Annotated in this window: 28 protein-coding genes; 16 read left to right on the top strand and 12 right to left on the bottom strand. The window is 30.6% G+C overall.

Features of this window, described 5'->3' with window-relative positions; all coding sequences use genetic code 11:
- Window positions 1–2: 2 nt before the first annotated feature.
- Together Q1A73_RS09470 and Q1A73_RS09465 are read left to right on the top strand one after the other, a co-directional pair.
- Complete coding sequence (locus Q1A73_RS09470) at window positions 3–806, top strand: phosphatase PAP2 family protein (RefSeq protein WP_299604611.1); 804 nt, start codon at window positions 3–5, stop codon at window positions 804–806.
- A 33-nt stretch (window positions 807–839) separates the two neighbouring features.
- Window positions 840–1727, top strand: a complete 888-nt coding sequence (locus Q1A73_RS09465; protein WP_299604608.1) for a DUF6268 family outer membrane beta-barrel protein — start codon at window positions 840–842, stop codon at window positions 1725–1727.
- An 8-nt stretch (window positions 1728–1735) separates the two neighbouring features.
- On the opposite strand, the gene cls is transcribed toward Q1A73_RS09465, so the two are convergent.
- From cls to Q1A73_RS09450, 3 genes are all read right to left on the bottom strand, one after another.
- Window positions 1736–3157, bottom strand: coding sequence for a cardiolipin synthase (gene cls / locus Q1A73_RS09460; protein WP_299604606.1), 1422 nt, complete (start codon window positions 3155–3157; stop codon window positions 1736–1738).
- Window positions 3158–3600: 443 nt separating this feature from the next.
- Window positions 3601–3783: a hypothetical protein gene (locus Q1A73_RS09455; protein ID WP_299604604.1), complete on the bottom strand. Its 183-nt coding sequence runs from the start codon at window positions 3781–3783 to the stop codon at window positions 3601–3603.
- Window positions 3784–3810: 27 nt separating this feature from the next.
- The gene (locus tag Q1A73_RS09450) at window positions 3811–3975 is read right to left on the bottom strand and encodes a DUF1328 family protein (protein WP_299604601.1); all 165 of its coding nucleotides are present in this window, start codon (window positions 3973–3975) and stop codon (window positions 3811–3813) included.
- Between the two features lie 199 nt (window positions 3976–4174).
- On the opposite strand from Q1A73_RS09450, the gene Q1A73_RS09445 reads away from it, so the two are divergent.
- From Q1A73_RS09445 to Q1A73_RS09435, 3 genes are all read left to right on the top strand, one after another.
- A complete protein-coding gene (locus Q1A73_RS09445) occupies window positions 4175–5218 on the top strand; it encodes a helix-turn-helix transcriptional regulator (RefSeq protein WP_299604598.1) in 1044 nt (347 codons plus the stop codon).
- Window positions 5219–5398: 180 nt separating this feature from the next.
- Entirely contained in the window at window positions 5399–6418 is a 1020-nt protein-coding gene (locus Q1A73_RS09440; RefSeq protein ID WP_299604595.1) for a helix-turn-helix domain-containing protein, read from the top strand.
- A gap of 114 nt (window positions 6419–6532) precedes the next feature.
- Window positions 6533–6874, top strand: coding sequence for a hypothetical protein (locus Q1A73_RS09435; RefSeq protein WP_299604592.1), 342 nt, complete (start codon window positions 6533–6535; stop codon window positions 6872–6874).
- Here Q1A73_RS09435 and Q1A73_RS09430 read toward each other — a convergent pair.
- Complete coding sequence (locus Q1A73_RS09430) at window positions 6864–7565, bottom strand: SOS response-associated peptidase family protein (protein ID WP_299604590.1); 702 nt, start codon at window positions 7563–7565, stop codon at window positions 6864–6866. The genes Q1A73_RS09435 and Q1A73_RS09430 overlap by 11 nt on opposite strands.
- A 241-nt stretch (window positions 7566–7806) precedes the next feature.
- Between Q1A73_RS09430 and Q1A73_RS09425 the strand changes: the two genes are divergently transcribed.
- The gene (locus Q1A73_RS09425; RefSeq protein ID WP_299604587.1) at window positions 7807–8826 is read left to right on the top strand and encodes an AraC family transcriptional regulator; all 1020 of its coding nucleotides are present in this window, start codon (window positions 7807–7809) and stop codon (window positions 8824–8826) included.
- 151 nt (window positions 8827–8977) lie between these two features.
- Here Q1A73_RS09425 and Q1A73_RS09420 read toward each other — a convergent pair whose 3' ends face one another.
- Entirely contained in the window at window positions 8978–9427 is a 450-nt protein-coding gene (locus Q1A73_RS09420; RefSeq protein WP_299604584.1) for a PA2169 family four-helix-bundle protein, read from the bottom strand.
- Window positions 9428–9807: 380 nt separating this feature from the next.
- On the opposite strand from Q1A73_RS09420, the gene Q1A73_RS09415 reads away from it, so the two are divergent.
- From Q1A73_RS09415 to Q1A73_RS09400, 4 genes are read left to right on the top strand one after another with little or no spacing between them, the layout of a single operon-like run.
- The gene (locus tag Q1A73_RS09415) at window positions 9808–10020 is read left to right on the top strand and encodes a DUF2945 domain-containing protein (RefSeq protein WP_299604581.1); all 213 of its coding nucleotides are present in this window, start codon (window positions 9808–9810) and stop codon (window positions 10018–10020) included.
- 24 nt (window positions 10021–10044) lie between these two features.
- Window positions 10045–10257, top strand: a complete 213-nt coding sequence (locus Q1A73_RS09410) for a hypothetical protein (protein WP_299604578.1) — start codon at window positions 10045–10047, stop codon at window positions 10255–10257.
- A 30-nt stretch (window positions 10258–10287) separates the two neighbouring features.
- Complete coding sequence (locus Q1A73_RS09405) at window positions 10288–10440, top strand: YqaE/Pmp3 family membrane protein (protein ID WP_299604576.1); 153 nt, start codon at window positions 10288–10290, stop codon at window positions 10438–10440.
- A gap of 10 nt (window positions 10441–10450) precedes the next feature.
- Window positions 10451–10945: a hypothetical protein gene (locus Q1A73_RS09400; protein WP_299604574.1), complete on the top strand. Its 495-nt coding sequence runs from the start codon at window positions 10451–10453 to the stop codon at window positions 10943–10945.
- An 18-nt stretch (window positions 10946–10963) separates the two neighbouring features.
- Here Q1A73_RS09400 and Q1A73_RS09395 read toward each other — a convergent pair whose 3' ends face one another.
- The 4 genes from Q1A73_RS09395 to Q1A73_RS09380 form a co-directional block, all read right to left on the bottom strand.
- Window positions 10964–11995 (bottom strand): AI-2E family transporter, encoded by a 1032-nt coding sequence (locus Q1A73_RS09395; protein WP_299604572.1) that lies wholly within the window; start codon window positions 11993–11995, stop codon window positions 10964–10966.
- 24 nt (window positions 11996–12019) lie between these two features.
- Complete coding sequence (locus tag Q1A73_RS09390; RefSeq protein WP_299604570.1) at window positions 12020–12916, bottom strand: mechanosensitive ion channel family protein; 897 nt, start codon at window positions 12914–12916, stop codon at window positions 12020–12022.
- 5 nt (window positions 12917–12921) lie between these two features.
- Window positions 12922–14031 (bottom strand): DNA topoisomerase IB, encoded by a 1110-nt coding sequence (locus Q1A73_RS09385; protein ID WP_299604567.1) that lies wholly within the window; start codon window positions 14029–14031, stop codon window positions 12922–12924.
- A 125-nt stretch (window positions 14032–14156) separates the two neighbouring features.
- The gene (locus Q1A73_RS09380) at window positions 14157–14732 is read right to left on the bottom strand and encodes a hypothetical protein (RefSeq protein ID WP_299604565.1); all 576 of its coding nucleotides are present in this window, start codon (window positions 14730–14732) and stop codon (window positions 14157–14159) included.
- Window positions 14733–15028: 296 nt separating this feature from the next.
- Between Q1A73_RS09380 and Q1A73_RS09375 the strand changes: the two genes are divergently transcribed.
- From Q1A73_RS09375 to Q1A73_RS09350, 6 genes are all read left to right on the top strand, one after another.
- Window positions 15029–15748 (top strand): NAD(P)H-dependent oxidoreductase, encoded by a 720-nt coding sequence (locus Q1A73_RS09375; RefSeq protein ID WP_299604562.1) that lies wholly within the window; start codon window positions 15029–15031, stop codon window positions 15746–15748.
- A 19-nt stretch (window positions 15749–15767) separates the two neighbouring features.
- Window positions 15768–17045 (top strand): DUF2254 domain-containing protein, encoded by a 1278-nt coding sequence (locus Q1A73_RS09370; RefSeq protein ID WP_299604559.1) that lies wholly within the window; start codon window positions 15768–15770, stop codon window positions 17043–17045.
- Between the two features lie 14 nt (window positions 17046–17059).
- On the top strand, window positions 17060–17656 hold the full coding sequence (locus Q1A73_RS09365; protein ID WP_299604556.1) for a DUF2652 domain-containing protein: 597 nt from the start codon (window positions 17060–17062) through the stop codon (window positions 17654–17656).
- A 240-nt stretch (window positions 17657–17896) separates the two neighbouring features.
- Window positions 17897–18400, top strand: coding sequence for a DNA starvation/stationary phase protection protein (locus tag Q1A73_RS09360; protein WP_299604554.1), 504 nt, complete (start codon window positions 17897–17899; stop codon window positions 18398–18400).
- A gap of 47 nt (window positions 18401–18447) precedes the next feature.
- Entirely contained in the window at window positions 18448–18915 is a 468-nt protein-coding gene (locus Q1A73_RS09355; RefSeq protein ID WP_299604552.1) for a hypothetical protein, read from the top strand.
- 190 nt (window positions 18916–19105) lie between these two features.
- On the top strand, window positions 19106–20167 hold the full coding sequence (locus Q1A73_RS09350) for an AraC family transcriptional regulator (protein WP_299604550.1): 1062 nt from the start codon (window positions 19106–19108) through the stop codon (window positions 20165–20167).
- Window positions 20168–20173: 6 nt separating this feature from the next.
- On the opposite strand, the gene Q1A73_RS09345 is transcribed toward Q1A73_RS09350, so the two are convergent.
- The 3 genes from Q1A73_RS09345 to Q1A73_RS09335 are packed head-to-tail and all read right to left on the bottom strand — an operon-like array spanning window position 20174 to window position 21062.
- On the bottom strand, window positions 20174–20377 hold the full coding sequence (locus Q1A73_RS09345; RefSeq protein ID WP_299604549.1) for a DUF6327 family protein: 204 nt from the start codon (window positions 20375–20377) through the stop codon (window positions 20174–20176).
- 5 nt (window positions 20378–20382) lie between these two features.
- Entirely contained in the window at window positions 20383–20730 is a 348-nt protein-coding gene (locus tag Q1A73_RS09340) for a phage holin family protein (protein WP_299604546.1), read from the bottom strand.
- Window positions 20730–21062: a YtxH domain-containing protein gene (locus Q1A73_RS09335; RefSeq protein WP_299604543.1), complete on the bottom strand. Its 333-nt coding sequence runs from the start codon at window positions 21060–21062 to the stop codon at window positions 20730–20732. Before Q1A73_RS09335 ends, Q1A73_RS09340 begins: the two co-directional genes overlap by 1 nt.
- Window positions 21063–21269: the final 207 nt, after the last annotated feature.

Here is a 21269-nt window from a genome sequence, read left to right as displayed (position 1 = left end):
ATATGATAGTTAGAACATTTACATTAATTCTATTAACTGTTTTTTGTACAGTAAATAGTTATTCGCAAAAGGATTCACCCTATGAAACCGACTTATGGGTTGATGGAGCTTGGACAACCTTAGGTGTGGCAGGATCCGTATACGGGTTTACGCTATTGGTTAATAAGGAAGGGATTAATGAGCAAGAGCTTAATGATCTTAGTAGAGATGATATACCTTCTTTCGATAGATGGGCAGCTGGCAATTATTCTGAAAGTATAAATAAAGTAAGTGATATTCCTTTCTATACATCTTTTGCTACTCCATTTTTATTCTTGTTAAATGGAGATACTAGAGGACATGCAGGTCAATTATCAATAATGCTTGTAGAAAGTATGGCTACTACGGGAGCACTTTTTACAATAACTGCAGGTTTAGTAAATAGGCCTAGACCTTTAGTGTATTCTGAAGAAGCTCCTTTATCCGAACGATTATCAAAAGACTCTCAGAGATCCTTTTATAGTGGTCATGCTGCTGCATCAGCAACAGCAACGTTCTTTGCGGCGAAGGTTTTTAGTGATTTTTTTCCCGATTCTAAAGCAAAACCTTTTGTATGGGCTGGAGCTGCAATTGTTCCTGCCGCAGTAGGATACTTTAGAATCCAATCTGGGAAACATTTTCTTTCAGATGTAATTCTAGGGTACACAATTGGTGCATTAACGGGAGTGTTAGTTCCAGAATTACATAAAAAAAAGAATAGAAACCTAAAGATAATGCCAAGCATAGGCTTTGGAGAACAAAATCTACGTATCTCTTATCGCTTCTAGAACTATTGTTTAATACTAAACTTTTAAAAATTTATGCATAGACTTTATATCCTTTTCTTTTTATGTTCATTTACGATGTATAGCCAACTTTCTGATTTGGCTAGGATAGAATACACCTATTTTCCGCAAAGAGATAGTGATAATTCTTTTAGAAGATTCAGGACATTTATAAAGTATCCTATCAAATTAAATGATAAGGGTAGCTACCTGATTCCTGGAATTGAATACAGAAATTTTAACTTTAGGTATCGTGATGAAGTGAATTTTGATAAAACAGATTTGGAACGATTCAGCTCGTTTGAAGCAAGTTTAGGATATACTTTTAAATTAAAAAATGATTGGAGATTTGCTGCACAATTGGGAGGAATTGTAGCGTCGAATTTTGAAAATGGAGAAATTGACAAAGATGATATTTTATTTACTGGATCAGTTTTTTTCATAAAAGACCATACAAAAAAAGAGATCCCGAAACCTTGGAGGCTTATTTTAGGAATCCGTTATTCTACCACAGCAGGAAGACCATTTCCACTGCCTTTTATTAACTATTACAGAGAATTTAAACCTAATTGGTCTTTTGTTTTGGGAGTTCCTAAGTCTAATATCAAATATCGATTTAAGAAAAAGAATGCTGTTCAGGCTTTCGCTACCTTGGATGGATTTTTTGCTAATATTCAAAATAATAGAAATTTTAATGATAGTATTACTGCAGAAGAAAAAGTAGCCAATAATATATCAATGACAATTGTATTAGCAGGCTTAGGTTATGAACGATTTATTACCAAAAATCTTGTTTTTTATACGTATGGAGGATTTACAATTTTAAATGATATTAGACTTAGGGATGACGATCAAGAAAATGTATTAACCTTAAACGATCAAAACAGTTTCTATATCCGTGGAGGTTTAAAATTGAAACTCTAAAAATTGTATTACAATAGTGGATTAAAAAATCTAGCAATACCTTCTAATAATTTCATTTTTAGAGGCCTGTTCTTAAAGGATTCATAGTCCAATTGAGTACTCGTATCACAATCTTCAATAAAATGTTTAGTTAGTTCTCTCGAAACGTTTTCATCATAAATTAGCACATTGGTTTCAAAATTATGTTCAAAACTTCTATGGTCAAAGTTTCCTGATCCTACCGAGGCAATTTTATCATCTATAATAATTAATTTGCTGTGTAAGAAGTCTTCTTTTTGTTGATATACTTCAATCCCAAGGAAAAGCAATTCTTCTAAGAAAGAAAGTACACTGTATTTAGCTAACCAGGAATCTGATTTTCTAGGAATTAATAATTTAATCTTTACACCACTTAATGCTGCTATTCTCAGAGATTCCAGCATGGCACTATTAGGTATAAAGTATGGATTAGAAATATGGATGTACTCTTCAGCTAGGTTGATCATTGTGATATACTGCTGCATTATAGATGGATGATCAGAGTCTGGACCACTAGAGACTATCTGGACAGGCACATCATCTACCATTTTTATTTTTGGAAGATAGTAATCTGTTAAAAGTAACTCCTTATCACTGGCGAAGTAATAGTCTTTTATAAAAACTCGATGTAAATGATCAACTGCGGGTCCGTTAAGACATAAATGAGTATCATCCCAAATGCCCAAATCGGATTCAGGATTGATATATTTATCAGAAATATTTACACCTCCAGTAAATCCTATTTCACCATCAATGATTAGTATTTTTCGATGGTTTCTATAGTTTAAAGTGAATAAAAAGCTACCGTAATGCAATGGCATTATAGGGAATATTTTTACACCTACGTTTTTAAACTTCGAAATAGTACTTTTTTTCAGAGAATAGCTGCCAATGGCATCATATAGTATGCGGACTTCTACATTTTCTTGTATTTTTTCTTTTACTACTTGATATAACTTTTCTACTAATTCGCCCTCTTCTAAGATGTAATATTGTAGATGAATAAATTTTTTCGCTTTTTCTAGTGCTGTAAAAATGGTATCAAATGTCGTTTTTCCATCTTGTAGTATGTTAATTTCATTTCCAGAAAGTGTAGTGAAGCCCGAACTTTTTTTCATCAATTGCGATAGTTTGAAGCATATTTTATCGTCGAATTGGCTTTGGTATTCTTTTATAAGTTCTTGATTAAAACTTTCGTTATAAAGACGTCTTCGTACTGTTTGTTTTAGTTTGAAAAATTTAAATTTTCTTCTGTTGATTCCAAAAATGATATAAAGAATGATACCAATAAATGGAAAAAGTAAAATAATAAGTAGCCAACTTAAGGATTTTGTAGGTCTCGATCCATACAATATGATATGTAGTGTAGCAAAAAAATTTAGGAGTCCATAAAGACATAGAATATATATCATACTTAATATGTGATCTTGTTGAAAAGCCTCTATACTAATATTAACTTCAAAAATTGAAATTAGTAAAATAAATGTTCAAAAGATAATTTCTTTTTTTAGACTTTAAAAAAGCGAAGAAGGTTCTGGTTTTTAGGAATCTTGTAGTAACAAAATTTATCCCAGTTTTATCTATAATATATATTGAGTTATTAATTGAGATGAATTCAAAGAATGGATATTCAGGAGTATGTTTTTTTGATTAAACTAGAGTTAGGTTAGCACTTTTATAAAGTAAATACACATAAATAAAAATAGCACTATAAAAAAGTTTATAGTGTACTTTACAATTTTTTTTAGTGGAATATTGTTCATGAGTGCGTTTTTAGAATTGGTTATTTTAAAAACAGGCAATTACCATACCCCTAGAATCACCTGTTTTTTTCTTTACAATTAATATTTAAATATTAATTGTCATCAGTAGCATCTTCCACAGCATCTCCAACTTCATCAGCTGCATCTTCTACTGCATCCGTGGTTTCTTCTACTGCATCTTCAATTTTTTCTCCAGTGGTTTTCTTTTCTCTACAACTAGTGAATCCTATAAGTAACAGGCACACTGTTGTTATGGTTATAAATGTTTTTTTCATCATATAATTATTTAAGGTTTGGATTGGTTAGGCTTTGAATCTTTTTCCAAATATTAAGGATACTAAAAAGAGTATTATAAATAGGAAAAATAATATCTTGGCGATACTAGCTGCTCCTGCAGCGATTCCTCCAAATCCAAATATTCCTGCAACTATTGCTAAAATGACAAAAATGACGGTCCAACGTAACATAATGTGTGTTTTTAATGATTTAACTTGCTCTGTAAAGAGTGGTTTGATTTTCAAACCTTAACTGCTGTAAAGGTCTTTAAATCAAGAGGAATTGTTTAACTGTATCACTTTAGATCTTAACTCCTTTACTTTTCGGTCATAGAATTTAAAAGACTTCGTTAAATTAGATTATCTTTATATTATACAACAAATCATCTAAGTGAAAAAAAAGATTTCAGTAAAGGATCAAAAGACTCAAAATATTGTCATAGACATGGCCAATGATTTGGGAGTGGACTATGAACAAATTAACAGAGAATATTGTATACGTATACCAGAAGAATTGGGCTCTGGGTACGTTCGATCTTTTGAATTTGATTTTGGAGTTGGAGTTGTAGAGACAGACTATTTATTAAAAAAAGAATTTCAATTTCATTTACAAAAGGGAGTAGTACACCCTTTAAAATTAATTTTTAATAGAGAATCTAGTATCTTTCATAAGTTTGAAGAAGAAGAGAAATTTCAGGAGATACGAAGGTTAGAAAACATTATTGTAGCGAGTACACCTTCAAATAATCATATTTTTAAGGTGCCGTCGGGTAATCCAATTTGTATTTTTAGTTTAGAAATTAATAGAAAACTGTTTGAGGAAAAGATAGAATCGTTCCTTCCCGATATGCATGACGATCTCAGAATGCTATTTCGCGATGTGAATGGAATCAATACATTTTACAGTAAAAATAATTATAGTCTAGACATCTCGAAACTTATTTCAGAATTTACAGAATGCGAGCTTTCTGGTTTTATGCGACAGGTTTATTTAGAAGGGAAAGCATATGAAATATTAACATTACTCCTAAAACAGTATTTGGATGATTTGAAAGATCCAGATAAACGCCAAATAATTAGACAAGCTACTATCGAAGCTGTTGAAAATGCAGTAACAATTATAGAAGAAGAAATAGAAGGTATTGGCAATATTGTTAATCTTGCAAAAAGAGTTGGTCTTAATCAAAATACACTTCAGAGTGGTTTTAAAAAATTATATAATACATCGGTCAATGAGTTTATCAAAAACTTTAGGATAGAAAAAGCTAAAGATTTATTAGAAGAATCAGATCTTAATATAACCGAAATTACCTATAAAGTTGGTATTAATTCTAGAAGTTATTTTTCTAAATTATTTAAGAAGAAGTACGGTGTGACTCCAAAAAATTACTTAGATAAAGTGAGAGGTAATAAAGATGATTCTAAATCTGCATAAACTACTAATGTAGAACAACTTTATTCAGTACATATAGCTTCCAATCCCTTGTTATAACTATTTTTCCTTATGCAAAACTGACCAATAGTGTTAGTATAAGTTTCAAAATTGTTAATCTGTTTAGGCTAAATCTAATTTCTTTGTACAAAAGCTAAATTACAAGTTAGATTGAGTCAAAAAATGCAGAGAATCGAAATACGAAGTATTGATGGTGCGGAAATTTTACAACAACTTAATGAATTCTTAGAGGGTAATATCGTAGAACAGTGGGGAGAGTATGTTCTAGAGTTTGATAATAAATTTGGAAAAGGATCTATAAGAAGTATCGCTTTTGATTGGGGAATTACTTTAGTGGATTACAATGTCAACTTTACCGAGGACACTAAGATTATCTTTAGTGTTGGCAATGCAAGCCCTATAGAGTTTATTTTTATATCCGAGGGTAGTTTAGAGTACCAGAATAGCTCCAGAGAAGGATCATATTCTTTCGAACGTTATCAAAACATTATCATTTCTAGTGAAAAGTTATCTAAAGAGACTTATATTTTTCCAAATAATACTAGTGTAAAAGTAAACTTCATTTACGTATTGCCTGGTAAGTTTATAAAGAAAAGAAATAACAACCTAACTTATTTGAGCAAAAGTTTACTTTCTTTATTCAATCAAGAAGAAAATGTTTTGCCGTATAAGCATTTTGGAAATTACAATTTGAAAATTGCGGATCAGATCAAGCAATTGCAGGAAAGTTACGATCATGGAATTGTAAGAACCCTTTCTATAGAGGGTCAGTTAAATTTGATCATGGCTATGCAAATGTTAGAACATTATAATTATGAAAATAATCTGGGACTTCCAGAATCATTGTCCAGATACGATATAAAAAGGATTCATAAATTATCGGGATATATTATGGATAACATTTCAGAACCGTTATCCGTTAGTGCGCTGGCTACACGAGCGGGAATGAGCCCTAAGAAATTACAATTGGGTTTTAAGGTATTGTACTCAAAATCTGTTAACGAGTATATAAGACAATTAAAGCTAGAAATTTCTAGAGATTATATCAAAAATACCAACGATTCTATATCAGAAATCGTTTACAAAATAGGCTTAAAAAGTAGAAGTTATTTTTCTAAAATCTTCTTTGAGCGCTATGGAATTCTACCAACGGAGTACAGGAAAAAAGTGAGGAAAGAGTAATAGAAAGAGCTGTTTTTGGAATACTAATACAAATTCTAAATGCGAAACCCTATCTGCTAAAATGTAGTAATTATTACATTTTAAAGGATAGATATTGTCCAAATCTTAATAAATATGACCTTAACACAAAAGGAAAGAACACTAGTAAATCTAAAATTTAAAACTACGTTGCCAATCGAAGAGCTGGAAAAGATCTCTACGGAACGGAAACGTATTTTAAAAAAAACAAAGGGATTGATATCGTTTTTCTGCTATACAAATGATGAAACCAAAACCATTGGAGGTATTTTTATTTTTGAAAGTTTGGTCCTTGCAAACCAATACGTCGGAAAATTCTTAACCGATGGCTTAGGCCCAAAATATGGAGTGATTCCCATGACGCTGAAAATAGATATAGGTTCTATTAAAGAAGAAATAATTGGAGAAAATTTTGATATCCAAAATATTAGGGAATAGGAATGTCGTTGTAATAAACTGGGGCTAGCATAGATTCAAAAGAAATATCATTTTTAAAAAACTCTTTGGCAATTGGATGTGCTGTTAATTTAGATGATGTTGCATTGTCTAAAAGTTCGTTAGTTTCATTAAGTGTTAATTTTGAATTTAACCATTCTTTGTAATCTTTGTTGGTAATAATAACTGGCATTGAATTACAAAGATTTTGGATGGTTTGCACAATTCCAGTAGCTTTTGAAGTTACTATACTGCAGGTTATAAACCCATCATCGAGCGTATTATAAATTCCTGCTACTAAAAATGGTTTTCTATTTTTTTGATAAACGTAATATGGGTAAAGATTTCCATTATGTAAATGATATATATAAAAGCCTGTAATGATTATTGCACAATGCCTTATATCAAAAGAATTCTTTATCACTAAATTCGTATGTAGTTCATCTTTCTCTACATGAAGAGTGTTGTAAACTTTTTGAAAATCAGACCATTCATCTTGATAGTTACTTGGCAAAAGGCCCCAAATACCAAAAGATATGTTGTTTAAGTTTTCTGAAGTAATAATGGATATCGTTGATTCACTAGTACCGTCAATCACGGATTTTTGGGTATAAAGTTTTGGAAACTTGTATTTAATTTTAAATTCAGTTTCTATAGTATCCTTATCTGCTATGTTTGCAATTTTTTTAAACATCTCTTCTTCTTACGATTGCAAGTAAAAAAAATATACAAGACAAAGTTATCTCGTATCATTTAATTAGTAACGCATTTAAATGCTTTTTAGAAATTATTAGTAGTCGTTTATTTTTTTATGCGATAGAGTCAATCAAAAACCCAATAAAGATAAAGAATTGTTTATTTGCGGATTAAATTTGCAAATAGCATAAAATGCTAAACTTCTAAAATTCAACAAGATAAATGTTATCCATGAATACATGAAAAGTGTAAAAATGAATACTTCAAATATTCCATCAGAGTTAAAAACTCTAAATGAACTTTTTCATGGAAGTGTTCAAACAAAGTATAATATTCATACACTTGTCATTGATTCATCTATAGGGGTTGGTCATATTAGATATACAAACTTACAGAAAGGTCTGTATACGTATGATTTTGATATCAAATTGTTCAAAGATTTGATGTTACCAATAAATTCTATTACAACTAATTCTATACAATTTTTATATTGTCTGAAAGGATATTATTATCACCGATCGGATGAGTTTATTGAACAATTAAAAATAGAGCAATATCATACTGCAGTTGCACACAGTAATAACTTTTCAACTAATAAGATATATATAGAAAAGAATTGTTCATTTATGTTTAATATAATTTGTATTGATAAAAATGAATATTTCGATTACTCAAACCTTCAAAACAACCTTTTTGATAAGAAAATTCAAGATTTATTATTCAATGTAAAGAATACATCAAAGTGTTTTCATCTAGGAAATTATAATTTAAAAATAGCTGAACAACTAAAATTGTTATTTAGTATAGAACATAGTATTGAGTTTTCGGAATTACTTTCTCAAAAGGGGAGATATTATCTTATCCTGGCTAAACATATAGAGCAGTTTTATACAGAAATCGAAAATGAATCAAACACTACTGGTTTACTAAAAAACGAATTAACTTCTATTTCAGCATTAGGGGAATTTATCAGAAATCATCCAGAAATTCAACATAGTATTAAATCATTATGTCTTAAATCTGGTATTTCTCCAGCAAAATTACAAGAAGGGTTTAAATTTATTTATGAAAGAACCGTATCTGATTTTGTACGCAATGTGCGGTTAGAAAAAGCCGCAAAACTTATAAGAAATACAGATTTATCGATTTCAGAAATTGTATACTCCGTTGGGCTCACAAGTAGGAGTTATTTTTGTAAGATATTTAAAAAAAAATATCTCTGTAGTCCAAAAGAATATAAACTAAAAAAAATATCATAATCATTACTCCTCCTAATAATAAAATTCCCTTTTTTAAAATTTTAATACCTTAATTAATTATGTCAATAAATAAAGTCCCCCTTACAAACCTTTATGGGATAAAAGACTTATAAGAGGAACTTTTACAACTAATTAACAGGGAATCGTAGAATTAATTTAGGTCTTCCAATCTCTTTATATTAGATAAGCCGAGTTCTATTTTTTGTTTCTGTTTTGCTAAGATAGTTTGTGTACTTGGCGGTAGTGTAGTTTCTGCAAGAACATCTTCATATTCTTCTACAGAAGCTTTTTCTCCTCTTATAGCTTCTTCTAACATGGACTCTTCATTATTACCAGATACTAAAGATTTAACATCCATCCATGTTCTGTGTAAGTTTCCTGTTATACTTCCTCCTTTATCTACTTCTTGCCCAAAGGATTTTATTTCACTTTTTAGCTCGTGACCGAATTCATAACGCTCTTGAGCTTTTTGATTGAAATAGTTCTTAAGAGACGAATGTTTGACATTTTCTGCGGCCTTCTTAAAGCCTTTTTCTGCATCATACGTCTTCTCTAATAAATCATTTAATTTACTTCCTACCTTTTCAGAATATGTTTCCATATTTATACTATATTTTAAGTTATACGGTATATTATTTTAAGATGATTACCGATAAATCATCTTATATTTCTAATTTTTCTCTTAGAAAAAATATATCTGATATTAATTTTGAGAAATCCTTTGAGGACAACCAAAATTATTCCTGTTGCAAATCCACATACAAAAATTAAAAGCGCTTCTAATATCATATCATCAGGTTCTTGCCACTAAATTATTTCTGATTTAGGAAAAAGAATGGTTCAAATAGAACAAAAGTTAACTCATATGATTTTTAACTTTTTTTTAAAGTGCGAATAGTTTTAAAGAATCGTTTTGGGTCAATAAAAATTCCGTTTGAATCAAATTATAATTTTTTAAAAAAGGAAATTGTCACCAAAAAAATGATACAAAAAGGAACAATAGTTAAATGGAAATGGGGCAATGGAATGGCTGAAGGTAAAGTAGTGGAAACCTATACTGATAAAATTACCAAAACCATCAAAGGAACTGAAGTTTCACGAAATGGTGAACAAGGAAATAAAGCTCTATATATTAGACAAGAGGATGGAGATCATGTACTAAAAAGTGAAGAAGAAGTTGAGAGAGTAGAATAGTAATTCTATATAAAATTTGAAACCATGATAGAAAAAGGAATGACGGTTAAATGGAATCAAGGAAGTAAAATTTTATCTGGTACTGTTGAGGGAATACATATGTATTCTATAGGACGAGAAGTGAAAAAGAGTATCCTTAAAACATCCAGGAAAGCCCGTCTAGCTTTATTTATTCGCGTTGCTGATGGCACTCATGTTCTTAAAAATGACACGCAAGTCTATTTAGTCGAAAAATAAAATAATGATAAACCTTATAAAATTAATCGAATGTCTATACTAACGATACTTTTAAATATTTTTTTACCACCCTTAGCAGTTTTCTTAAAGCACGGTCTAGGTACTGCATTTTTAATTAGTTTACTCCTTACAATTATAGGTTGGATTCCAGGAGTGATTCATGCTTTTATTGTTAATCAATAATTAAGTCATTATGGAATATGTTAATGAATTGCAAGATGTTTTAAAATCAATGTTTCTATCAGAACGTAAATATTTTGTGGCATCTCAAAAAGTGCAAAACCCAGAACTTTTACGATTTTTAAACCATCAAAATATCCTTAGAAATGGATACATTAATAAACTGGTAGAAGTTTTTGAACAAAAACAAATAGGACTTAGTGTTTTTGAGGTAGAAAAACGAAAACACGTTTTTGATATAGATGACTTGTACGCTGGATTACATATTAAAAAACAGGGGTATTTAGAATTGATGGAAGAATGTTTAGATCACGACCAAAAGTTAATCCAGAAATGCATTAATTGCTTAAATATTAAAAATATACCTTTAGATATTTTGGAGGTCCTAACCAAAATCTCCACATCACTCATATTTTATGGAATCGACGGGAATAAGGTAGCTCAAATATTTAAAAGAAAGTGTTATCATCAAAATTATAACAGAAGTAGGTATAGTAGTCTGATATGATTTCATATGAAATCGTGCTCAAAGCTTATCTTGTCCTCCAGTATCGGATTGGCCATATTCGGATTTATAGATTTGAACAACAATTAGAAAAAGACTAATCAATAAGGGTCCGAAAATTAACCCTATAAATCCAAAAAGCGGAACACCTACTATCACTCCTATTAAAGTGATAATTGGATGTACGTTATCCAATCTTTTTAATACAAATAAACGAACCAAATTATCAGAAGATCCGACTACTACTAATCCGTATACTAGAATTCCCCATGCCTGAAAAGTTTCTCCGTTAGATAGCATTATCATGAAGATCGGAATAATAGCAATTAGCGTTCCTATAAACGGAATCATAGAACCTACCGTTACAATCACAAACCAAAAAAGAGGATCTGGAATTCCAAAAATAAAAAAGCCAATTAGTGCCACCAATCCTTGGATAATAGCAACCAACGGAATCCCTATGGCATTAGATCTTACCATCTTTTGACTTTCGTCTCCTATAATTTTTAGATTTCCGTCATTGATAGGAATGTATTCAAAAAGAGATTCTCTTAATTTCTTGCGGTTTGTAAGCATATAATACAATAAGAAATACATGATTCCAATAGCTATAAACACATTAAACGTACCACCTGCCAAATTTTGAAGGTTTTCGGCAATCCATGAAGAAACATTATCTGGATCGATTTGAGAACTAATATCGTATCCAATTTGATGTTCCCATGTGTCTAATTGCTTTTTAACGGCGCGTATAAACTTTTCTGAGTTTTCGGTTACATTTCCGATTTTATTGCTCAACATTAAAATAAGCCCAATAATCGGAACTAATATTCCAACAAATGATATTACTAATAATACGCCAGCTGCCAGATCTGGATGCCATCCTTTTCTAACGAGAAGAACCATCCATTTTCGTAGTATTACATATATGGTAATTGCTCCAAGTATACCCGATAAATAAGGTAATATTTCTCTAAATATTAGCCCTCCTAATAATAGGATTAGCAAGAGGATAAAAATCTGCCTGATAATATTTGGGCTTATGTTTTTCATATGTTCAATATAGTGATGTTTCTATTATTGGTTTTTAGATACATCCTTTTCGTTACCAATGGTAAACTCTTTCGGGAAATCTAATGTACGGATTGGGAATGGAATATTAATATCATTTTCGTCATAAGCATCTTTTAATAACATCATAGTTTCGCTTTTTGCTTTAGCTACTTCTAAGGCAGAGGTAGAATTAATCCAAAATCGCAACTCGTAATTAATAGAGCTATCACCAAATTCTCTCCATAAAAACAAAACATCTTCTTTGTTTTCTACAGCGTCAAAATTATTTACAATAGTATCTATAGTAAGTTTTTTAACAAACCTAAGGTCTGATTCATAGCCTACACCACATTCTAAAATAACTCTGGATTGCGATGTTGTAGAGTAGTTTTTAATCGGATTTTCTACCACTAATTTGTTTGGAATGTAAACCAGGTTGTTATCTACTTGTTTTATCGTTATTGCACGCAAATCAATATCTACAACCTCTCCTTCATAATCATTTGTTTCTATCCAATCACCAAACTTTAAATTCTTTATGTAAGAGAGTACAATCCCAGAATATGTATTTGCGAGTGCTCCTTGCAATGCTAAACCTACTGCCAAACCAGCTACTCCAGCACCAGCTAAAATAGTGTTAAGTGCTTTGCTAAGATTAAGTATCCCTAAAATTAAAAAAAGACCAATTGCGATTACCAAAATAGAAATGATTTTGGATATCAAATTCTTCATAGAAGGTCTTAAGTTACTTTTATTAAGAACTCGTAATATTAATTTACTGATATACTTAGAGGCGATCAATGATAATATGAAGACGAATATAGCTATTAAGACATTAGGAAGATTAACTACAATTGTATCCATCCAAGATCCTAATTTTTCAATCATTTTATCCCAGGCGTCTATGAACTTTTTTTCCATTATTGTTATTTTTTTTGTTTTGAAATCGTTTTTATGAAGTTGGGGGTATAATTCCTAATTAAGGAGAGCATATAGTACTCAGAGGTAGAGAAATGGTCTCTAGCAATAGTACATTCATGAATCTTATCGAAATATTGATGGATAGATCCATTTTCATAAGCTGATACTAAAATTGGATGTACATAATGTTTTTTGCATACATTCCTGGAGTTGCCCAGACCCGTTGCAGCCGCATCATAAGCTTTCAGAATATTTTTTTTGACTTGTTTTTCTTTATTAGCAACACCTAAATCTAGGAGCTCTCCAAAAAACAATTTGTTGGCAGACCAAGTCCTAAAATCCTTTGCTGTAAACATGCTTCCAGAAATATCGTGCAAGTAATTATTCACCATGCTGCTGTCTACTGTATGTTTTATTCCTTTTTGATCATAGAATTTGAATAATTCCCATCCAGGAATTTCTTCACATCGATTTACCAATCGGATTAATTTTTTGTTTCGCAAGGTGATAGAGTGTTTTTTGCCTTTTTTACCTGTAAATTCAAATTTCAACTTATCCTTTTCTATCTGTAGGTGGCGAGATCTCATAGTAGATAATCCATATGTTTTGTTTCGTTTAGCATATTGAGTATTACCGATACGGATATGAGTCTCCTCCATGAGTCTTATAATGAGTGCTAAAACCTTTTGTCGAGACCATTCTTTTAGTTCCAGATCTTTATCTACTTGTTTACGGATTTTAGGAAGTTGTTCTCCAAAATCCGACATTTTGTAGAACTTTGTTTGACTTCTGATTTCTTTCCAAAGTGGATGATAACGGTACTGTTTTCTGTGCTTTTGATCTCTACCAGTAGCTTGTAAATGACCATTTTTTATAGAAGTTATTCGTACATTCTTCCAATTAGGCGGGATTTTAAGGTTTTCAATTCTAAAGAGTTCATTTTTTTCAGATATAAGCTTGCCAGATCTTTTGTATATAAATCTATTCCCGTCCTTATGACGGAAAATATCTAAATCACGGTCGTTTACATACAAGAGATTAAATTTATCAATCACTTGTTCCGGATGCTTTATTAGCTGTTGTATAGAAGAGGTATTTGTAATTACTTCCTGCATAAATGAATACTATAAATCTTAGAACTATGGATAAAAAGGGTAGGAGCATAATTTTTAAACAAAAAATGACCCCTAATTATTTATTTAATAAAAGAGATCATTTTTTGATTAACCCTAATTATAATCTATCTCGTGTAAATCACTTTTGTATTGTCTAAAGTAGATTTAAATTCAGCGATATCTTTTACGTATTTATATTGATCGTTAAACACTTCATCAGGCTTTTCTCCAGCAATAATATGTTTTACATTTAGATCAGGAGCATTTAAAATTACTCTATCAGAAACGCGCATTGTTTTGTCTCCTATTTTTTGATCAGTTTCATTTAGCTCAGAAATAACATATAAATTATTGTTTGTAGCTACGATTTCCTGAATTTCGATAGTATGTTCTTTATCACTTACTTCAGCTTCTACAGTTAATGTTAGTTCTTCTTTTTCTCCAGAGTTTGGCATGTCTACATCTACATAAGGTACTTCTACCTCTACTTCTTCCATCGCAATAACTACTTTAGGAACTTTTACTGTTTTGGTTTTGGTACCTACATTTACGTCAGCCCAATCCACATCAAAAGTTGGTAATTGTCCTGATTCGGTTTCCACATCTACATCCACTTCAGGCAACTTGGCCTCTTTTTTTTGTTGTACATCACAACTACTCATTAAAAGGATAATCATAAATATCCCTATAAAATTTTTCATAATAAAAATGTTTAAAGATTAGAAATTTAAAAAAGCTATCTAGTAAGTTACATATCACATTTGCTCTAAAAATGTTTTTTTGAATTTTATATTATGGATAGCTCAATTTTATAGTTACAAAATTATAATGTGTACGTGCTAAAGGTGTGCGCATTTACGATTATGATTAACTGTTTTAAAAAAGTGCACTTTTAAAATTTTTCAGAATATGTTTTGGGTTAAAAATTGTGTCGATCGCATCTAAATGGGTAAAAATGATTAGAGAAATTGTGAGGGTATAATTAAAAAAGAATATAATGAGCGAAAAGAAGACCATGGACTATTCATTGCTAAAAGCAATCTATATCAATTGCACCTTAAAAGATTCTTCGAAGCAAAGCCATACCGAAGGTCTTATGAAAGTATCTATGGATATTATGAAATCAGAAAATGTATCAGTAGAATATTTGCGATTGGTGGATTATGAAATAGCTTATGGATTGATGCCGGATATGAAGGAAGAAGGAAAAGAAAAGGACGATTGGCCAGAAATTTATCAAAAAGTAATGGAAGCAGATATCGTCGTTATAGGAACTCCCATCTGGTTAGGAGAAAAATCATCTGTTGCAGCTAAATTAATTGAAAGGTTATATGGAATGAGTGGAGAAATGAATGATAAAGGGCAATATATATATTATGGTAAAGTAGGAGGATGTGTTATCACTGGAAACGAAGATGGAATTAAGCATTGCGCAATGGGAATTTTATACGCTCTGCAGCATTTAGGGTTTTCAATTCCACCACAGGCGGATTGTGGATGGATAGGAGAAGCAGGTCCTGGACCAAGTTATTTAGATGAGGAGTCGAATGCAAAGAATAATGAATTTACAAATAGAAATACCACATTTATGACCTATAATCTATTAAACCTAGCCTATATTTTGAAGAAAGAAAATGGCTTTCCAGCTTATGGCAATTCTAGAAAAGAATGGGATAATGGTAATAGATGGAGTTTTGATAATCCCGAATACCGTTAAGAACAATTGAGATGGTATTATGAAATCTACATTAAAGTTTTTTAAAAGAATAAAGAGTACTATATTTCATAGTATTGCATTTTATCCTGTGTTGATTAGTACTGGGTTTTTGTTTCTTGCAATTGCGCTATTATTTGCAGAAAATTTAGAAGTCATCAATTCTTTTAAAAAAAAAGTTCCCTATCTTTTAGTGCAAGATAATGAGACGGCTAGAACAATTCTTTCTACCTTATTTGGTGGCATATTGTCACTAACAGTATTTAGTTTTACCATGGTAATGGTAGTTCTTAACCAAGCTTCTTCTAATTTTTCACCAAGACTGCTGCCTGGATTAATCTCCAACAAAAAACATCAAATTATTTTAGGTTTCTATATTGGAACAATTTTGTATACAATAATTGTGTTAATGTCCATGGGAGCATATGGCTCATCTTCAAACTTGGTTGGTTTTTCGGTGATGGTTGCAGCGGTATTGGGAACATTTTGTATCGGGTTGTTTGTATATTTTATTCATAGCATATCACAAGCTATACAAATACATAATATTATTGATAAAATTTATATATCTAGTTCCAAATTACTAAGAAAAGAAAAAACAGAACAAGAGGATAACCTTGTTAAAAGCCGCAATATATCAGATAAATATTGGAAAGTTGTATACAGTAATAAAACTGGTTATTACCGATCTTTCGATATTGAACTACTAAAAGATTCCCTAAAAAGTAAAGAAAATATAATTGAAATTATTCCATACCCAGATCAACATATCTGGAAAGGAGATCCGGTGCTTATTATCAAAGAACCTATTTCTAAAGAAGAATTAGAATCTTTACACATTTGTTTATATATTCTATCTAATCGTCACGAAGATGATAGTGGTGTGGGTGGGATGATAAAATTAACAGAAGTAGCGGTAAAAGCCTTGTCTCCAGGAATTAATGACCCTGGAACTGCTATTAATGCTATTTCTAAGTTAGGACAATTGGTAGAAAAAGCATTAAATATTAAACCAAAAACTTTTTTTTGTGTACCTAACTGTGACATTACTGTTGTACATAATAAAATAAGCGCTTCAGAATTAATGCGTATGGTGATCCAACCGATTCGTATGTATGCAAAAGCAGATAGTTCAGTTTCTTATGAGCTTTTAAATGCTTTGGTTTTTATAAGAGATAGTAAAGAGATTTATACAGGCTATGTAGCAGCCATACAAAATGAAATTATCTCATTAGTTAACGATTTAAACAATAATATCAGCAATGATAAGGATCTAAAAAGTATCTTAGAGTTGTTATAAAATAGAACAATTCCATGCAGGCAGAACCAACATTAATTTGTATTCCGGATATCAGCGGATTTACACAATTTATGAGTACAACTGATATAGAATTAAGTTCAAAAGTTATACCTGCGCTACTAAATAGAGTGATTTATGCGAATAAATTAGATCTTAGAGTTTCAGAAATTGAAGGAGATGCAATTTTGTTTTATAAAACGGGACCATTACCTACGTTTACCGAGCTGGTCAATCAATGTCGATTATTTTATACAGAATTCTACGAACAACTAAAAATACTTCATAAAAAGTACAAAAACAGTAATCAAGGTAAGAGTATTCCTGATATGCTTGGTCTTAAAATTGTTTTACATTATGGCAGTGAGATAAGTTCGGTTCCTATAGGTAAAAACATAAAACTAATGGGGGAAGATGTGATTATTGCACATAGATTATTAAAAAACAAAGTACCAATAGATGAATATATATTACTTTCAGAAAACTTACGCTCTCAATACAAAGAGAACACAATCGAACGTAATTTTGGTTGGGGAGAACTTCACGATCGCAAAGCTGAATATAAACATATAGGTGAAATTAATTATAGTTATATCGATCTGCGCCCTCTATAATTAAAATACTAAGATTTTAAGATGATCTATCTATTTTATAATTGAATTGGAATTATTTACATTTTTGAAATTAAATCTTTTCAACTACTACATCACGATAATATTTCCTGCCTTACAATAGAGTTAAGATAAATGGTATATGAGCAAAAGAACCGTGCTTATACACAATATCTTTGTAATGAGAGTAATAAGAAAAACTTATGCTCCTTAAAGATTACTAATTAATAATAAAATAAGACTATGAATTATTTGAATATAGAAGAAAAAAAATTGTTGCCAGTGGTACTAGAACTAAATGTTTTATTAGCAGATTACAATTTATATTATCAAAAATTAAGAGGGTTTCATTGGAATATCCTTGGAAAAAACTTTTTTGATTTGCACGTAAAATTTGAAGAGTTGTATAATGACGCGAAAACGAAAATCGACGAAATAGCAGAACGTATCTTAACATTACAACACCATCCTGCGAGTAGATTACAAGAATATTTGAAATTATCAGATATCGAAGAAGTATCTTCTTCCTCAATGAAGGATACAGAAATGATCGAAGAACTTCTAAAAGATCATGTGAAGATTCTAACACAAATGAAGGTGATATTAAAACATTCAGAAGAAGCTGGTGATGAGGGAACGATTGATATGATTGGAGCTTATATAAGAGAACTAGAGAAATTTAGTTGGATGTTAAATGCTTGGTCAAAAAGTACTTCAGATAATTTAGACACCAGTCTTATTAAATAAGAATTAACACAACAGAATAGAGTAATAATAACTAAAAATCGCAAAACATGAATATTTTAAAAACATTGATGATAATTGTCTTAAGTTTTTCTATGACAAATATGATCGCACAAAGTAACTCACAAACTGTAGAAACAAAAACAACCAAAACGTTTGAGTTTAAAAAAGACGGAAAAACGATTCCATACAGAGTAACAGTGTACAGAACAAGTAATACGCCTCTAAAACTTAAGAAGACAGATAAGAGTAAGTTGAATCAGGAAAGAAAGAGCATGAATGAGCAAGTAACTAAGCTAATTTATGTTGATAACGATCAATGGGATGATTATGACAAGTACATTGTTTTACGTTACGAAAAAGATCCTAATGATAGTTTCGAATTAAAGCCAACTGACAAAGGTTTTAAAGTGGTAGTGGATCAAAAAAATGTAGAGTACATTTTTGGAGAAGGTCTATATTTTGTAAACAATGAAGACAAAGACTTCTTTTTTGTAGACGAATTTGATACCATCTAGGAGATCATAACATATCAAAACTAATTTAAAGACTCTCGTCAATCGAGAGTCTTTAGTTGTTTTGCTAAAAAAAAGATTTTTTTATTTAACAAATATTTACAACCTTACTCTAAAATGTAAGCAAGATCGTTTTATTATTTTTGTTAAAAACTTAAACAAGTCATAAAGTTCTTTCTAAATAAACCCTATTATGTATAGTTATTCTAACCAGGCATTAGAAATTAATGTCACAGCCAAAGATACTGCAGGTACTGTTAAACAAATTCAAGAAGTTATTGGCGGTACCATCGAAGAGCGATGGGGAGAGTTTACACTTATCGTAAATAACCTTAACGCCCACGGTTCTATACGATTCATCACATTTGATTGGGGAGTTAGTTTGTTAGAATATGATATTATCTTCCATAAAGAGGTTGTTCTTATTATGGATGCCTCTGAATATAATCCAATTCATTTTGCATATTGCCTCACTGGATTTTGTGGTCATCGTTTTGGTTATCAGAAGGAGATACATACGCTCGAGAAATTTCAGTCAGTTATCATAACCAGTAGAGATGGTGGTTACAACTATGGATACTTTCCTAAAGAAGAAAAGCTGGAAATTAATGTCATACAAATAGCTAGAAAAAAATACCTGAAGAAGAAGCTTAATAATGTTTCTCAATTAAATGAGAAACTATATCAGGTTTTTATGGATGAAGATCATGAAAAAGCTTTTGCCTATTTCGGCACCTATAATCTTAGATTAGCAGATAAAATATCAGCTTTGAGAAAGATAAAGCAAAAAGGGATGATTCGAATTTTGCAAATCGAAGGAATGGTATATCAAATTCTTTCAATGCATATACAGCAGCATGATAGAGCTATGAAAAAAGAGGTGTTACCTACTACCTTATTAAGAAGAGAGTTGACTATTATTCGTAGGCTTGCTAAGAAAATTATTAATAATGTATCGAAGGATTATTCTTTGGAACAATTATCCGAAGAAAGTGGATTGTCCCAAGCAAAATTACAAGAAGGTTTTAAAGTGTTATATACGAGAACAGTGACAGAATATATTCGTCACGTTCGGTTAGAAGTAGCTAGAGATCTTATTAGATCTACGGATATGAATATCTCGGAAGTTGTGTATTCTATTGGTTTTAGTAGTAGAAGTTATTTCTCCAAAATTTTTAAAGAGAAGTATAATATCAGTCCTAATGATTTTAAAAATAGTGTAGAAAGGCCAGTTGAACAAATTATGGCAAGCTAAACGCTGTTATTTAAAAATCTTACGGATTAAATATAATATTCCGTACTTTTTAACAGCACTAAGTATTGTAGAAACCCATTGATTTGGCAATAAATCTTGTTTTAATTGATCTTTTGTTACTTTCATTTCCTCAATACAAATTTGTCGTTGTAAATTGAGAACTTTCAAGTCTTTTTGGATTTCGCTAAATGAAGTATATTCTTTTCTCATAGTTTTTAGTCAAAAAATTCTTTACCTATTTTCTTAATTACTTTTTTATCGATTGATTTTCGTAGTAAGTAACTTATTCCAGTCATGATAAAAAGGAATGTTGCTACAAGAAGACATGAAAGACTATAGCTTTCTAAAATTTCTCCTAACCATAGTACAGAAGCAACCAGTAAAAAAATAAATCCTAAAAATAGCAAGCTGCCTATGATGGCAAGCTTGCTTAAATAGGAAAATGTTCGTGTTAGTTGCTGAAATATCTTCAGTTTGAAGTATTTTTCAGAAACTTCTACATACGTTTTACTAGTATCTAAAACAGTGCTGGCACTGTTATTAATGGAATCAAAAACGCTCATTATGATGTTTTTTGTAATTTTTGAGTTTTTGATTTCAATCTTTCTAATTTCTTTTCTAAAGAGGTAATTAAATCCTCAGCCTTATGACTTGCATCAGAAACAATTAATTCTAGTTGATCATCTAATGTTTCTTTCTTTGAGGATAAGGTCGTATTTATTTTATCTTGGAGCGAAATAGCCTCATTTGCGATTCTATCTTTAGCGGCGGTTGTTTCTTTTGCAATTTTTTGTCTTGTATTTGATCCTTTATCAGGAGCAAATAAAATTCCTAAGGTAGTTCCTATTACTGTACCAGCTAGCACGCCTAATATGGTATTACTTGAATTACTCATTTTAATCTTTTTTAAAGGTTAATATTTCTTTATTACAAAGATCTTCAATCAAATAAGATTGTATTAACTCAAATCATGGAGATGTTAACGGATATCAACTTTAGTAAAAGGATCAAGATTTGATGTAAATGCGTTCATACTTTACATCTTCTCCATTTAATTTTGATTTGATCTTAGAAAGTAATAGCTCATTATACCAAGAAGTAA

Source organism: uncultured Aquimarina sp. (genome assembly GCF_947492115.1).
In the GTDB taxonomy this organism is placed as follows: Bacteria; Bacteroidota; Bacteroidia; order Flavobacteriales; family Flavobacteriaceae; genus Aquimarina.
Note: the sequence above shows the minus strand (reverse complement) of the source record. Positions and strands in the feature narration are given on the sequence as shown.

What these genes read in the sequence shown, in the direction of transcription:
- Q1A73_RS09380 (WP_299604565.1), bottom strand. Translation starts at nt 14,732, where the DNA reads ATGAAAAATTTTATAGGGATATTTATGATTATCCTTTTAATGAGTAGT.
- Q1A73_RS09465 (WP_299604608.1), top strand. Translation starts at nt 840, where the DNA reads ATGCATAGACTTTATATCCTTTTCTTTTTATGTTCATTTACGATGTAT.
- Q1A73_RS09455 (WP_299604604.1), bottom strand. Translation starts at nt 3,783, where the DNA reads ATGAAAAAAACATTTATAACCATAACAACAGTGTGCCTGTTACTTATA.
- Q1A73_RS09340 (WP_299604546.1), bottom strand. Translation starts at nt 20,730, where the DNA reads ATGAGCGTTTTTGATTCCATTAATAACAGTGCCAGCACTGTTTTAGAT.
- Q1A73_RS09335 (WP_299604543.1), bottom strand. Translation starts at nt 21,062, where the DNA reads ATGAGTAATTCAAGTAATACCATATTAGGCGTGCTAGCTGGTACAGTA.
- Q1A73_RS09405 (WP_299604576.1), top strand. Translation starts at nt 10,288, where the DNA reads ATGTCTATACTAACGATACTTTTAAATATTTTTTTACCACCCTTAGCA.
- Q1A73_RS09435 (WP_299604592.1), top strand. Translation starts at nt 6,533, where the DNA reads ATGACCTTAACACAAAAGGAAAGAACACTAGTAAATCTAAAATTTAAA.
- Q1A73_RS09410 (WP_299604578.1), top strand. Translation starts at nt 10,045, where the DNA reads ATGATAGAAAAAGGAATGACGGTTAAATGGAATCAAGGAAGTAAAATT.
- Q1A73_RS09385 (WP_299604567.1), bottom strand. Translation starts at nt 14,031, where the DNA reads ATGCAGGAAGTAATTACAAATACCTCTTCTATACAACAGCTAATAAAG.
- Q1A73_RS09360 (WP_299604554.1), top strand. Translation starts at nt 17,897, where the DNA reads ATGAATTATTTGAATATAGAAGAAAAAAAATTGTTGCCAGTGGTACTA.
- Q1A73_RS09425 (WP_299604587.1), top strand. Translation starts at nt 7,807, where the DNA reads ATGAAAAGTGTAAAAATGAATACTTCAAATATTCCATCAGAGTTAAAA.
- Q1A73_RS09450 (WP_299604601.1), bottom strand. Translation starts at nt 3,975, where the DNA reads ATGTTACGTTGGACCGTCATTTTTGTCATTTTAGCAATAGTTGCAGGA.
- Q1A73_RS09370 (WP_299604559.1), top strand. Translation starts at nt 15,768, where the DNA reads ATGAAATCTACATTAAAGTTTTTTAAAAGAATAAAGAGTACTATATTT.
- Q1A73_RS09440 (WP_299604595.1), top strand. Translation starts at nt 5,399, where the DNA reads ATGCAGAGAATCGAAATACGAAGTATTGATGGTGCGGAAATTTTACAA.
- Q1A73_RS09355 (WP_299604552.1), top strand. Translation starts at nt 18,448, where the DNA reads ATGAATATTTTAAAAACATTGATGATAATTGTCTTAAGTTTTTCTATG.
- Q1A73_RS09390 (WP_299604570.1), bottom strand. Translation starts at nt 12,916, where the DNA reads ATGGAAAAAAAGTTCATAGACGCCTGGGATAAAATGATTGAAAAATTA.
- Q1A73_RS09350 (WP_299604550.1), top strand. Translation starts at nt 19,106, where the DNA reads ATGTATAGTTATTCTAACCAGGCATTAGAAATTAATGTCACAGCCAAA.
- Q1A73_RS09415 (WP_299604581.1), top strand. Translation starts at nt 9,808, where the DNA reads ATGATACAAAAAGGAACAATAGTTAAATGGAAATGGGGCAATGGAATG.
- Q1A73_RS09395 (WP_299604572.1), bottom strand. Translation starts at nt 11,995, where the DNA reads ATGAAAAACATAAGCCCAAATATTATCAGGCAGATTTTTATCCTCTTG.
- Q1A73_RS09430 (WP_299604590.1), bottom strand. Translation starts at nt 7,565, where the DNA reads ATGTTTAAAAAAATTGCAAACATAGCAGATAAGGATACTATAGAAACT.
- Q1A73_RS09470 (WP_299604611.1), top strand. Translation starts at nt 3, where the DNA reads ATGATAGTTAGAACATTTACATTAATTCTATTAACTGTTTTTTGTACA.
- Q1A73_RS09420 (WP_299604584.1), bottom strand. Translation starts at nt 9,427, where the DNA reads ATGGAAACATATTCTGAAAAGGTAGGAAGTAAATTAAATGATTTATTA.
- Q1A73_RS09375 (WP_299604562.1), top strand. Translation starts at nt 15,029, where the DNA reads ATGAGCGAAAAGAAGACCATGGACTATTCATTGCTAAAAGCAATCTAT.
- Q1A73_RS09365 (WP_299604556.1), top strand. Translation starts at nt 17,060, where the DNA reads ATGCAGGCAGAACCAACATTAATTTGTATTCCGGATATCAGCGGATTT.
- cls (WP_299604606.1), bottom strand. Translation starts at nt 3,157, where the DNA reads ATGATATATATTCTATGTCTTTATGGACTCCTAAATTTTTTTGCTACA.
- Q1A73_RS09400 (WP_299604574.1), top strand. Translation starts at nt 10,451, where the DNA reads ATGGAATATGTTAATGAATTGCAAGATGTTTTAAAATCAATGTTTCTA.
- Q1A73_RS09345 (WP_299604549.1), bottom strand. Translation starts at nt 20,377, where the DNA reads ATGAGAAAAGAATATACTTCATTTAGCGAAATCCAAAAAGACTTGAAA.